The organism is Conexibacter sp. W3-3-2 (assembly GCF_009707605.1).
Taxonomy (GTDB): Bacteria; Actinomycetota; Thermoleophilia; order Solirubrobacterales; family Solirubrobacteraceae; genus Paraconexibacter; species Paraconexibacter algicola.
On the sequence record NZ_WLYW01000001.1, the window covers coordinates 3,645,789 to 3,658,418 of the forward strand.

The window sequence follows — 12,630 nt, forward strand, 5'->3', positions numbered from 1 at the left end:
CGAACACCGCGCTGGGCACGGGGGTTCGTACGGCGGTCGCGGGGCCGGGGCGTCCCGGGGGCCGCCGGGTGCCGGTGCGGGGCGCCGCGGTCAGGCGGGGGAGACGCGCTTGCGCCGGCCGGCGCCCCAGGCGGGCGCGGCGGTGACGAAGCGGTAGAGGGCGGCCGGGCGGCCCGGGCCGTCGCTGCGCCGCTCGCCGGTGGGCTCGACGAGCCCCGTGGCCTTGAGGTCCCGCGCGAACGTGGCGCCGTCGTAGCCCGTGTCGGCGACGCCCTCGTAGACGGCACGGGCCTGGCTGAGGGTGAACGCGGCGGGGAGCAGCCCCACCGCGACGTTGGACCACCACAGCTTCCCCTCGACGCGGTCCACCGCGAGGGCGAGCATGTCGCGGTGGTCGTGGGCCCAGCGGTGCCGGCCGCGCGCGGCGACCCAGCGGGCCGCGGGGTCACGGGGGGTCGTGTCCGCGGGGACGAGGGCGAGGTGGGCGATCGACGGGATCCAGCCCCGGGGGTCGCGGTCCGGGTCGGCGAAGGCGGCGAGCTGCTCGAGGTAGATCCCGTCGAGCCCGGTCTTCTCCGCGAGGACCCGGCGGACCGCCTCGGCCGGGTCGTCGCGGGGGCCGAGCAGGCCGCCGGGCAGCGCGCGCCGGCCGTCCTCCGTGCGGAGCGCGAGCACCTCGAGCCGGCGGTCGGCGACCCGCAGGACGACGGCGTCGACCGCCAGGGCGGCGGGGGCGGGGTGGCCCTCGGAGTTGGTCGCGGTCCACGGCACGTCCGGCAGCCTACGCAGCGCAGGGAGCGCATACGCGCCAAATAGGCAGATTGACCAATATCTGCTTGACGCGCCGCGTGTCGCAGGTCTAGGGTCCTTTTAGGCATTACGACCAGAAAGGAATCGACCCCATGGCCGAGATCAGGCAGTTCCCCCTCTTCCGTCACCTCCGCGCCGAGCCCACGAGCCACGTGCTGCGCTACCGCGGCGGCACGCTCACCACCGCCGGCCCCGGGGCGGCCTTCTGGTTCCGCCCGATCAACACCGCCGTCGCCGAGGTCCCCGTCGACGACCGCGAGCTGCCGTTCGTCTTCCACGTGCGCAGCGCCGACTTCCAGGAGCTCACCGTCCAGGGCGTCATCACCTTCCGCGTCACGGACCCCGAGCTGCTCGCCCGCCGCATCGACTTCGCCATCGACCTCGAGACCGGCCGCTGGACCCAGACGCCGCTGGAGCAGCTCGCCGGCCTGCTCATGCAGCTCGCCCAGCAGTTCGTCATCGACGACCTCGTCAAGGTCGAGCTGCGCCGCATCCTCGCCGACGGCGTCGCCCCGATCCGCGACCGGATCGCGGCCGGCCTCGACGCCGAGATCGCACTCGACGAGCTCGGCCTCGAGGTCGTCGCCGTGCGCGTCGCCGCCGTCACCCCGACCGCGGACATGGAGCGGGCCCTCCAGCAGCCCACCCGCGAGGCGATCCAGCAGAAGGCCGACGAGGCGACGTTCCGCCGCCGCGCCCTGGCCGTCGAGAACGAGCGTGCGATCGCCGACAACGAGCTGAAGAACCGCATCGAGCTCGCCCGCCGCGAGGAGGAGCTCGTCGCCCAGGACGGCGCCAACGCCCGCCGGCGCGCCGAGGAGGAGGCGGCCGCCGCGCTCGTCGCCGCCCAGGCCGCCGACGAGCGCGCCGAGCTGGGCGCCCGCCGCGACGCCGCGACGATCGACCTCGTCGACGGGGCCCGCCTGCGGATCGAGGAGGCCCGCGCGCAGATCGACGCGCAGACCCCGCCCGAGGTCCTGCTCGCCCTCGCCGTCCGCGAGCTCGCCGGCCAGCTCGGGGCCATCGAGCACCTGACGATCACCCCCGACATGCTCACGCCGCTGCTGGCGCGCGTCGGGCGCCAGGAGGGCTAGGCGATGCTCCCCCGCGCCGTGCTCGTCGAGCGCCCCACCGAGTACCGGCAGCTGCTCGCGCGGCACGGCACGCGCGAGCAGGCCCGGTTCTTCCTCGCCCAGCGGGACCTCGAGCTCGCCGAGGTCGAGGAGCGCCACCTGCGCTACGAGGAGACCCGCACCCGCGTGCTGGCCGCCGTCCCCCCGGACTGGCGGCGGGCGACCGTCGACCGGGCCAAGCTCGACCGGTTCCTGTTCGGGCCCGACGACGTCGTCGTCGTCCTCGGACAGGACGGCCTCGTCGCGAACGTCGCGAAGTACCTGGACGGGCAGCCGGTCGTCGGGCTCGACCCGGACCCCGGACGCAACCCCGGGCTGCTCGTGCCGCACCCGCCGGACGCGCTCGCCGACCTCTGCGCCGACCTGCTCGCCGGCCGCGACCGCAGCGAGCAGCGCACGATGGTGCAGGCGCGGCTCGACGACGGGCAGCGGCTGCTGGCGCTCAACGAGATCTTCCTCGGACACCGCACCCACCAGTCGGCCCGCTACGTCCTGGACGTCGGCGACGCCCGGGAGCGCCACTCGTCCTCGGGGCTGATCGTCACGACCGGCACCGGCGCGACCGGCTGGGCCGCGAGCATCAACGCCGCGCGGGGCGAGCGGCTCGCCCTGCCCGCCCCCACCGACGAGCGGCTCGCCTGGTTCGTCCGCGAGGCGTGGGCCGGCCCGGCCACCGGCGCGTCGCTGACGGCGGGCCTGCTCGCCGCCCGCGACGAGCTGACCGCCACCTGCCAGCTCGACGAAGGCGGGGTCGTCTTCGGGGACGGCATCGAGGACGATCGGCTCACGCTCGACTGGGCCCAGCGGGTGCGCATCGGCGTCGCCGACCGGCGCCTGCGACTGCTCGTCTGAGTCGCGCGCGGGTCTGTGGCCGTCCCACATGGACAGACGGCCCCGCGCCCGGCAGCATGGAGGGATGAGCACCACAGCGGAGGTCGACGTCCTCATCGTCGGCGCGGGCATCTCGGGCATCGGGGCCGCGCACCACCTGAGCACGAAGCGACCGGGCACGACGTTCGCGATCCTCGACGGACGGCAGGAGATCGGCGGCACCTGGAGCCTCTTCAAGTACCCGGGCATCCGCTCGGACTCCGACATGCCGACCTTCGGCTACGACTTCAAGCCCTGGACGCACGAGAAGTCGATCGCCGAGGCGCAGTACATCGTCGAGTACCTGCAGGACACCGTCGACAGCGCCGGGATCGGCCCCCACATCCGCTTCGGCCACCAGGTCCGTCGCGCCGAGTACGCCACCGACACCGGCACCTGGACGGTGACCGCCGAGCGGCCCGACGGGGAGACCGTCGAGGTGACCTCCCGGTTCCTGTTCCTCGGCACCGGCTACTACGACTACGAGGCGGGCTACACCCCGGAGTTCGCGGGCCTCGAGGACTTCGAGGGCCAGCTCGTGCACCCGCAGCACTGGCCCGAGGACCTCGACTACACCGGCAAGCGCGTCGTCGTCATCGGCAGCGGCGCGACCGCGGTGACGCTGATCCCGTCGATGGCGCGCGAGACCGCGCACATCACGATGCTCCAGCGCTCCCCCAGCTACGTGCTGTCGATCCCGTCCGTGGACCCGGTCGCGCAGCTGCTCAAGCGGTTCGTCGGGCAGGAGCGCGCGCACCAGAGCACGCGCCGCAAGAACATCCGCATCCAGCGTGGCCTGTACAAGCTCGCGCAGCGCTACCCGAAGGCGGTCCGCAAGGTCATCATGGCCGACGCGCGCCGGCGGCTGCCCAAGGGCTACGACGTCGACACGCACTTCAACCCGTCCTACGACCCGTGGGACCAGCGGCTGTGCATGGTCCCCGACGGGGACTTCTTCCGCTCGATCCGTCGCGGCGACGCGTCGGTCGTCACCGACACGATCGACCGCTTCGTCCCCGAGGGGATCCGCCTGACCTCCGGCCGCGTCCTCGAGGCGGACGTCGTCGTCACGGCGACCGGCCTGAACATGCTGGCGTTCGGCCGCATCGAGCTCGCGGTCGACGGCGAGGACGTCTCGATCCCGGGCTGCGTCGTCTACAAGAGCATGATGCTGTCGAACGTGCCGAACTTCGCGTTCGCGTTCGGCTACACGAACGCGTCGTGGACGCTGAAGGTCGATCTCGTCTGCGAGCACTTCTGCCGCCTGCTCGACCACATGGACGCGCACGGCAAGACGACGTTCACGCCGCGCTTGGACCGCGAGATCCGGCGCGCCCCGCTGATGGACCTCAGCTCCGGCTACGTGCAGCGCGGGATCGACCGGTTCCCGCAGGCGGGCGCGGAGGGCGCCTGGACCGTGGAGATGGCCTACGAGGCGGACGTCGCGCGCCTGCGCGAGGGGCCGATCGAGGACGCCGACCTCGTGTTCGGGACCGCGTCCCCGCGCGAGCCCGCGACCGCCTGACCGGTCGCGCCGACGCGGCCGGGAGCGCCCCCGGCCGCGTCTATGATCCGCGACCGTGCTCGCGCTCCTCGCCACCGCGGCGGCCGCCGCTCCCCCGCCGGACTTCGGCGTCACGCAGCAGCAGGTACGCCCCGCGCGGATCTTCCTCGTGCGCGACCCGGTGCGGATCGCGTTCACGCCCACCGGCAGCCGCACGCTCGACCTCGACGTCGAGATCGTCGCCGAGCGCGACGGCACGGTCGCGCGACGGCTCACGGTGCGCGCGGCGCGACCGGGCCGGGAGCAGGTCGTGCGCTGGGACGGCGTGCGCGGCAGCGGGGCCGCGGCGGCGGACGGTCGCTACCGCGTCCGCGTCGTCGCCCCCGCGATCGGGGAGCGCCGGCGGCTCGGGACGTTCACGCTGCGCGGCCACATGTACCCGATCCGCGGCCCGCACGCCGACCGCGGCGTCATCGGGCTGTTCGGGGTGCCGCGCAACGGCGGGCGCACCCACGAGGGCTACGACGTCAACGCGCCGTGCGGCACGCGGATGGTCGCCGCGCGCGGCGGCACCGTCGTGCGCAGCCGCTTCGACCCGGTGCTCTACGGCCACGAGGTGATCGTCCGCGGCGCGCTCGACGGGCGCACCTACCGCTACGCGCACCTGCGCACCACGCCGCGCGTGCGCCGCGGGGACCGGGTCCGCACCGGGCAGACGATCGGCTCGGTCGGGGACACCGGCAACGCCCGGACGACGGGCTGCCACCTGCACTTCGAGCTGCGGACCCGCGGCGGGCGGCTGCTGGACCCCCAGCCGTTCCTGCACCGCTGGGACCGCTTCAGCTGACGCGCCGCGGACCGTGACGCGCCCCGGCCACCGGCTGTTCGTCGCGGTCGCACCGCCGCCGCGCCTGGCGGACGAGCTCGCCGCGTGGGCGCGCGCCCACCGCGGCGCGGGCCTGCGTCCGGTGCCGCCCGCGAACGTGCACGTGACGCTCGCCTTCCTCGGCGCCCGCCCCGCGGCCGACGTCGAGGCGGCGCTGCGCGCCGTGCGAGCGGGGGTCGACGAGTGGACGCTCACCGGTGGCCGCGCCCCGGTCGAGCTGGCGCTCGCCGGGCCGTGCTGGCTGCCGCCCCGGCGGCCGCGGGCGCTCGCGGTCGACGTGGTCGACTCCACGGCCGCCCTCGGGGAGCTGCGCGACCGGATCGTCCGCGCGCTCGACGAGGCCGTGGGGTTCGCGGAGGACCATGCGCGCTTCCGCCCGCACGTGACCGTCGCGCGCGGCGCCGGGCGCGCGGTGCAGGACGGGGGCGCGCCGCTGCTCGGGCCGTCCCCGCAGGCGACGTTCCCGGTCGACGTCGTGACGCTGCACCGCTCGTTCCTGGAGCCGGGCGGCGCCCGCTACGAGGCGCTCGGCGACGTGCCGCTGGGCTGAGCAGCGGCGCGCCGGGTCGTCGGTCGGTGGCGGGAAATACCCACGTGCGGGTTGGCGGTCCGGCGGGTCGCGCCCTAGCATCGCGCGCCGGCAGGTCCGGGCGGGGGTACGCCCGGGGTCCACACAACGGCAAGGCAGGGGTTCCATGAGCAGGTCAGCACTGAGGCGCGCGGTCGCGTGCGCGCTCGTCGTCGTCCCGGGCGCGCTCGCGGGCGCGTCCAGCGCCCACGCGGCGCTCGCGCAGCAGGCGTACGTCAAGCCGCATCACAGTCCCGTCGGCCAGTTCTTCGGCCACGGGGTGGCGATCGACGGCGACACGATGGTCGTCGGCGCGCGCGCCGAGGGCTCCGGAGCGGTCGGGGTGAACGACAGCCCGACCGCCACGCCGGCACGGCCCTCCTCCGGTGCCGCGTACGTGTACGTCCGGACGGGGGCGACGTGGACGCAGCAGGCGTATCTGAAGGCCTCGAACCCGGGGGAGAACGACGGCTTCGGCTGGTCGGTGGACGTCGACGGGGACACGATCGTCGTCGGCGCGCGCGACGAGGACAGCGCCGCGGTCGGGGTGAACGGCAACGAGGCCGACGACACCGCCGGGAACTCCGGTGCGGCCTACGTGTTCACGCGCACCGGCACGACGTGGTCGCAGCAGGCGTACCTGAAGGCCTCGAACACCGAGGCCGGTGACAACTACGGCGTGTCGGTCGGCGTCGACGGCGACACGATCGTCGTCGGGGCGGCCGCCGAGGCCAGCGCGTCGACGGGGGTCAACGGCAACCAGAACGTCAACGGCACCCTGGCGTCCGGGGCGGCGTACGTCTACACGCGCACCGCCGGGAGCTGGAGTCAGCAGGCGTACCTGAAGGCGTCCAACACCGGCTTCAACGACCGCTTCGCCGCGGTGGCGGTCAGCGGCGACCGCATCGTCGTCGGCGCCTGGGGCGAGGCCAGTCAGTCGCCGCTGGGTGACCAGGCCAACAACACCGCGTCGGGGGCCGGTGCCGCCTACGTGTTCGCCCGGACGGGGACGACCTGGACGCAGGAGGCGTTCCTGAAGGCCGGGACGGTCGCCACGAACGACCGCTTCGGCTGGTCGGTGGCGATCGACGGATCCACGATCGCGATCGGTGCCACCGGTGATGACAGCGTCGCCACCGGCGTCGGCGGGACGGAGGCCGACGACTCGGCGAACGATGCGGGTGCGGCCTGGGTGTTCGTCCGCAGCGCTGCGGGCGAGTGGACCCGGCAGGCGTACGTGAAGGCCTCCAACACCCGTGCAGGCCAGTCGTTCGGCCATGCGATCGCGGTCGACGGCGACCGGCTCGTCGTCGGTGCGACCGGCGAGTCGAGCACGGACCGGGGCGTCGACGGACCGAACCCGTCGAGCACCTCTGCCTCCTTGTCGGGCGCGGCGTTCACCTACACGCGCTCCGGGACCACGTGGACGCCGGAGCACCGCCTGAAGGCCTCCAATGCGGACAACAGCGACCAACTCGGGTGGTCCATCGGCGTCAGCGGCGGGACCGTCGTCAGCGGCGCGTATCTCGAGCGCGGCGCGGCGACCGGCATCAACGGGGACCCGACGAGCAACACGGCGATGTCCGCCGGTGCGGCGTACGTGTTCGCGGCGCCGCTGCCGGCGCGTCCGACGCAGGTCGGGACCGACCCGAGCGGGGGCGGGAACACGACGTCGCCGAAGCTGCGCGGTGTCGCTCCGGCGGGGTCGACGGTGACCGTGTATCGGTCGGGGGACTGCTCGGGTGCGCCGGTGGGTTCGGGCACGGCGGCGGCGTTCGCGCTCGGCGGGGCGGGGATCTCGATCACGGTTCCGGCGAACACGGTCTCGACGCTGACGGCGACCGCGACGGTGGACGGGGTCGCGTCCCCGTGCTCGGAGGCGATCACCTACGAGCACGACGGCGTCGCGCCGGGCAAGCCGACGCTGGCGGTGACGCGGGTGTCGGCGACCCAGGTGCGGGTGCGGGTGACGGGCACGGAGCCGGGGTTGGTGTTCCTGTTCCGGGCGGCGATGTGCTCGGGGCCGCCGCAGCCGGCGCTGTCGACCGCGCAGGCGGCCGACGAGGGCTTCCTCGTGGATGCGCCGGAGTCGGGCACGACGACGATCTCCGCGACGGTGACCGACCGGTTCAACAACCCGGGCGCGTGCAGTGATCCGGTGACGATCGGCACCGCCCCGGCGAGCCCGGCCGCCCCGGCGGCCACGCCATCCCCGGCGGTCACGCCCGACGGTGGCCCGGCGGCGGCGCCCGCGGTGCCGGTGGTGACGCCGAACGTGTGCCGGTCGGTGCGGCGGTTCACGGTGCGGCTGCTGCGCGGGGCGCGGTCGGCGACCGTGACGCTCGGGGGCAGGCGGCTGGCGGTCCGGCGGGAGCAGGGCCGGCTGGTCACCACGGTGGATCTGCGTGGTCGGCCCGCGCAGACGGTGACGCTGCGGATCCGGGTGCTCACGCGTGGCGGTCGGGTGGTGCAGCAGACGCGCACGTACCGCACGTGCGTGTTCGTCCGCGCGGCCAGCTGAGGCTCGTACGCTCGCCGCGCCGGCGCCCGCGTGGTGCCGGCGCGGCGCGGTGCGTCGTGGACCGCTCGTCCTTCGCGGAAGGATGAGCGGTCCACGCGACCCCGCTCACCAGGGCAGCGGCTCACCGTCGCGGAAGAACCCGCCGGTCGGGCCGTCGTCCGGCAGGCGCACGCCCCACAGGACGCTCGCGGCACCCTCGGCGACCGTCCGCTGGGCCTGCGGGCCGCCCATGTCGGTCTGCACCCAGCCCGGGCACGTCGCGTTGACGAGCACGCCGTCGGCGCGCAGCTCGTTGGCCGCCGTGACCGTCAGCATGTTCAGCGCGACCTTCGAGACCCGGTAGGCGCCCGCACCCGACTGCGCGTCGGAGAGCTGGCCCATCCCGGAGGACACGTTCACCACGCGGCCGCGCGGGCCGGCCGCGCGCAGCTGCCGGGTCAGCGCCTGCAGCAGCGCCCAGGCGCCGAGGACGTTCGTCTCGAACACGCGGCGCACCTCCTGGAGGTCCTGCTCGAGGACCGGGCCGCGCACGTTCTCGCCGATGATGCCCGCGTTGTTCACCAGCGCGGTCGCGCCGCCGAACTCGCTCGCCCGCGCCGCGACCGCCCGGACGCTCGCTCCGTCGGTGACGTCCAGCTGCACGGGCTCGACCCCGTCGACGCCCTCGAGCGTCGCGGGGTCACGCGCCCCCGCCAGCACCGTCCACCCGTCGGCCGCGAGCGTCGTCGCGACCTCCCGGCCGATGCCCCGGCTCGCTCCGCTGACGACGACGACTCCGCGTGTGCTCATGGAGCGAGCCTACGACCCGGCGATGCTCGGCTACGGCCGCACGAACGTCTCGGGGTCCGGGCCGATCCGCCGGCCGGCGTCCAGCGCGGCGATCGCCTCCATGTCCGCCTCGGTGAGGTGGAACGACAGGACGTCGTAGTTCTCCGCGATCCGCGACGGCGTCACCGACTTCGGGATCACGACGTTGCCGAGCTGCAGGTGCCAGCGCACGACGACCTGCGAGACGGTGCGCCCGTGGCGCTCGGCGATCCCCGCGAGCGTGTCGTCCTCGAAGACCTGGCCCTGCGCGAGCGGGCTCCACGCCTCGGTCGCGATCCCGAGGTCCTCGTGCTCGCGGCGCAGCCCGGTCTGCTGGAAGTACGGGTGCAGCTCGACCTGGTTGATCGCCGGGGTGACACCGGTCTCGTCGACGAGCCGCTGCAGGTGCGCGGGGTTGAAGTTCGACACGCCGATCGACCGCACGAGGCCCTGCTCGCGCGCCTCGACGAACGCCTCCCACGTCTCCACGTAGCGGTCCTGGGAGGGGACGGGCCAGTGGATGAGGTACAGGTCGACGTGGTCGAGCTCGAGCTGCTGCAGCGACCGCTTCAGCGCCGCGGTCGCCTGGTCCTTGCCGTGGTCGTCGTTGAAGCACTTCGTCGTGATGAAGACGTCGTCGCGGTCGATGCCGCTGGCGCGCAGCGCCTGGCCGACGCCCGCCTCGTTGCCGTAGGCGGCGGCGGTGTCGATGTGGCGGTACCCGACGCGCAGCGCCTCGGCGACGGCCTGGTAGGTCTCCTTCGGGGGGACCTGCCAGACCCCGAAGCCCAGCTGCGGGATCTGGACGTCGCCGTCGAGCGTGACGGTGGGGACCTGGACGGAAGAGGAGGAGGACATGCCCTCTGGCATGCCCATCGCGCTCACCGTTGGAACTGCGGACGGAGCGCCGGGGTGACCAGATCGGCGTAGTCCGGATGCCGGTGGATCCACCCGGCGACGAACGGGCAGACCGGCACCGCCTCGAGCTCGCCGGTCGTCCGCACCCAGTCCAGCGCGGCGCGCGCGAGCGCCCCGCCGACGCCCTGGCCCTCGAACGCCGGATCGACCTCGGTGTGCGTGAACACGACGCGCACGCCCGCCACGAGGTACTCCGCGTAGCCGGCGAGGCGACCGTCGACGTGCGCCTCGAAGCGCGGCTTGTCGGCGTCGGGGTGCTGGGTGACGATCGGAGCGGCCATCGCCGCAGCCTAGTCGGCCCGCCCGCGCGGCCGAGTTGGCGCGGGCGCGCGCGCCGGTCGGGGGCCGTTACGGCGGCGTGACGCCGGATGCGACACCCTCCCGGTCATGTCCCGCCGCCGCGACCCCAGCCTGTGGACCGACCGCCCCGACGACTGGCCCGAGCGCGGCGACGAGCCGCCGCGGCAGTGGATGGACCCGCTCCCGCCCGAGCCGCCCCGCAAGAGCCGTCGCACCGCGCTGATCGTCGGCGCCGCCGTGCTCGTGGGCGCGGGCGGCGCGAGCGCGATCGCCGCGCTCGGCGACGACGAGCCCGACCGCGTCCCGCGCGGCACCCAGGCCGCGCCGCTGCCCGCCGTCAACGGCCAGCTCAAGCAGTCCTCCACCGCCAAGCTCTACGCGGGCGCCAGCGGCGCGGTCGTGTCGATCCGGGTGCGGTCCGGCAGCAGCCTCGGCTCCGGCACCGGGTTCCTCATCGACAAGAACGGCACCGTCGTCACCAACGCGCACGTCGTGCAGGACGCGCGCACCGTGGCGATCCGCCTCGACGACGGCGCCGAGCCGATCGAGGCGCGCGTCGCCGGCACCGACCCGTCCACCGACCTCGCCGTGCTGCGCGCCGACCCCGACGACGTCAAGGGCATCACGCCGCTGAAGCTCGCGGACTCCGACGACGTGCGGGTCGGCGACTACGCGCTGGCGATCGGCTTCCCGCTCGGCCTCGACCGCACCGCGACCGAGGGGATCATCTCCGGCCTCGAGCGCGTCATCGAGGCGCCCAACGGCTTCCGCATCGACGAGGTCCTGCAGACCGACGCCCCGATCAACCCCGGCAACTCCGGCGGCCCGCTGCTCGACGGGGCCGGCCGGGTCATCGGCGTCAACTCGCAGATCGCGACCGCGGGCGGGGGCGGCGGCAACGTCGGCATCGGCTTCGCCGTCCCGTCGAACACCGCCCGCGAGATCGTGCCGCGCCTGCTGGCCGGCGAGCGGATCCGCCGTCCGTTCCTCGGCGTCAGCACCGGCGACCCCGTCAGCGGGCCGGCCGGCGCCACGGTCGCCGAGGTCGTCTCGGGCGGCCCGTCGGACCGGGCCGGGATCCGCGTCGGCGACCGCATCACCGCGGTCGACGGCAAGGCCGTCCGCGAGGCCGACGACGTCGCCGACTCGATCGCCGACCTCAAGCCCGGCGACGAGGTCGACGTGAAGCTCACCCGCGGTGGCGCGCAGGAGACCGTCCGCGTGCGTCTCGGCACGCGCCCCGAGCAGGCGACGCCGTGAGCTTCGGCGCCCCGCTCTGGTTCATCGCGCTGCTGGTCGTCCCCGGCATCGTCGCGGCCTACGTCGTGCACGAGCGCCGCGCGGGCGCCCGGAGCCGGGCGCTGATCTCCGCGCCGCTGCTCGCCGCGGTCGCGCCGCGCCGGCCGCGCTGGCGCCGGCACGTGCCGGTCGCGCTGCAGGTGCTCGCGGTGACCGGCCTGATCGTCGCGCTCGCCAAGCCGCAGACGACGCGCGCGGTCACCGTCGAGCAGGCGACCGTCGTGGTGGTGACCGACCGGTCCGGCTCGATGCTCGCGACCGACGTGGCCCCGAACCGGCTGGTGGCGGCGCGCAATGCGGCGCAGACGTTCGTCGACGCGACGCCCGACACGCTGCGGCTCGGCGCGATCGCCTTCAACCAGCGGGCGACCGTGCTCGCCAACCCGACCCGCGACCACGACGCGGTCCGCGCCGCGCTCGGCACGATCCGGGCGGCGGGCAGCACGGCGACCGGGGACGCGATCACCTCCGCGCTGGAGATGATCCAGCGGGCGGGCTCCCAGGAGACCGAGATCGACCCGTTCACCGGGCTGCGCCGCGAGACCGTCAAGGCGCCCCCGTCCGCGATCGTCCTGCTGTCCGACGGCAAGAGCGTGCGCGGCGGCAGCCTCACCGAGGCCGCCGAGAAGGCCAAGGAGCTGAAGATCCCCGTCTACACGGTCGCGCTGGGCACGCAGTCCGGCACGATCACCGGCTCCGACGGCCAGGTCCGCGACGTGCCGCCCGACGTCCAGGCGATGCGCGACGTCGCGCAGACCACGGGCGGCGAGGCGTTCGCCATCAGCGACGCCCAGGAGCTCGACCGCGTCTACGAGAGCCTCGGCTCGAAGCTCGCCAAGGAGGACCGCAAGCAGGAGGTCTCCAGCACCTTCGCGGGCACCGCGCTGCTGCTGATCCTGCTGGGCGCGCTGGCCTCCATCCGCTGGTTCGGGCGCGTCATCTGAGCGCCGACGCGCCTCGTTCTCAGGAAACTCTCAGCTTCCCTGAAGGTTGGGGAACGGTCCCTGCGGTGAA

General features: G+C 74.6%; 12 protein-coding genes. 8 read left to right on the plus strand and 4 right to left on the minus strand.

The window, feature by feature from the left end; all coding sequences use genetic code 11:
- Positions 1 to 90: 90 nt before the first annotated feature.
- A complete protein-coding gene (locus GKE82_RS17605; RefSeq protein ID WP_154734190.1) occupies positions 91 to 771 on the minus strand; it encodes an NUDIX domain-containing protein in 681 nt (226 codons plus the stop codon).
- Between the two features lie 131 nt (positions 772 to 902).
- Between GKE82_RS17605 and GKE82_RS17610 the strand changes: the two genes are divergently transcribed.
- From GKE82_RS17610 to GKE82_RS30400, 6 genes are all read left to right on the plus strand, one after another.
- Positions 903 to 1,904, plus strand: coding sequence for an SPFH domain-containing protein (locus GKE82_RS17610; protein ID WP_154734191.1), 1,002 nt, complete (start codon positions 903 to 905; stop codon positions 1,902 to 1,904).
- 3 nt (positions 1,905 to 1,907) lie between these two features.
- Complete coding sequence (locus tag GKE82_RS17615; RefSeq protein ID WP_154734192.1) at positions 1,908 to 2,795, plus strand: NAD(+)/NADH kinase; 888 nt, start codon at positions 1,908 to 1,910, stop codon at positions 2,793 to 2,795.
- A gap of 64 nt (positions 2,796 to 2,859) precedes the next feature.
- Entirely contained in the window at positions 2,860 to 4,338 is a 1,479-nt protein-coding gene (locus tag GKE82_RS17620) for an NAD(P)/FAD-dependent oxidoreductase (RefSeq protein ID WP_154734193.1), read from the plus strand.
- A gap of 55 nt (positions 4,339 to 4,393) precedes the next feature.
- Positions 4,394 to 5,164: a peptidoglycan DD-metalloendopeptidase family protein gene (locus GKE82_RS30935; protein ID WP_154734194.1), complete on the plus strand. Its 771-nt coding sequence runs from the start codon at positions 4,394 to 4,396 to the stop codon at positions 5,162 to 5,164.
- A gap of 13 nt (positions 5,165 to 5,177) precedes the next feature.
- On the plus strand, positions 5,178 to 5,753 hold the full coding sequence (gene thpR, locus GKE82_RS17630) for an RNA 2',3'-cyclic phosphodiesterase (protein ID WP_154734195.1): 576 nt from the start codon (positions 5,178 to 5,180) through the stop codon (positions 5,751 to 5,753).
- A 145-nt stretch (positions 5,754 to 5,898) separates the two neighbouring features.
- Positions 5,899 to 8,292, plus strand: coding sequence for a hypothetical protein (locus GKE82_RS30400; RefSeq protein ID WP_154734196.1), 2,394 nt, complete (start codon positions 5,899 to 5,901; stop codon positions 8,290 to 8,292).
- Between the two features lie 105 nt (positions 8,293 to 8,397).
- Here the strand turns inward: GKE82_RS30400 and GKE82_RS17640 are convergent, their stop codons facing one another.
- Genes GKE82_RS17640 through GKE82_RS17650 form a run of 3 tightly spaced genes read right to left on the minus strand, consistent with a single transcriptional unit; the run spans position 8,398 to position 10,298 of the window.
- A complete protein-coding gene (locus GKE82_RS17640) occupies positions 8,398 to 9,081 on the minus strand; it encodes an SDR family NAD(P)-dependent oxidoreductase (RefSeq protein WP_107568366.1) in 684 nt (227 codons plus the stop codon).
- A 30-nt stretch (positions 9,082 to 9,111) separates the two neighbouring features.
- Entirely contained in the window at positions 9,112 to 9,975 is an 864-nt protein-coding gene (locus tag GKE82_RS17645) for an aldo/keto reductase (RefSeq protein WP_230316210.1), read from the minus strand.
- Positions 9,976 to 9,980: 5 nt separating this feature from the next.
- Positions 9,981 to 10,298 (minus strand): GNAT family N-acetyltransferase, encoded by a 318-nt coding sequence (locus GKE82_RS17650; protein WP_154734197.1) that lies wholly within the window; start codon positions 10,296 to 10,298, stop codon positions 9,981 to 9,983.
- A gap of 106 nt (positions 10,299 to 10,404) precedes the next feature.
- Here GKE82_RS17650 and GKE82_RS17655 point away from each other — a divergent pair, with 106 nt between their 5' ends.
- A complete protein-coding gene (locus GKE82_RS17655) occupies positions 10,405 to 11,577 on the plus strand; it encodes a S1C family serine protease (protein WP_154734198.1) in 1,173 nt (390 codons plus the stop codon).
- Positions 11,574 to 12,560 (plus strand): VWA domain-containing protein, encoded by a 987-nt coding sequence (locus tag GKE82_RS17660; protein ID WP_154734199.1) that lies wholly within the window; start codon positions 11,574 to 11,576, stop codon positions 12,558 to 12,560. The genes GKE82_RS17655 and GKE82_RS17660 overlap by 4 nt, the downstream gene beginning before the upstream one ends.
- The last annotated feature ends 70 nt before the right edge of the window (positions 12,561 to 12,630 follow it).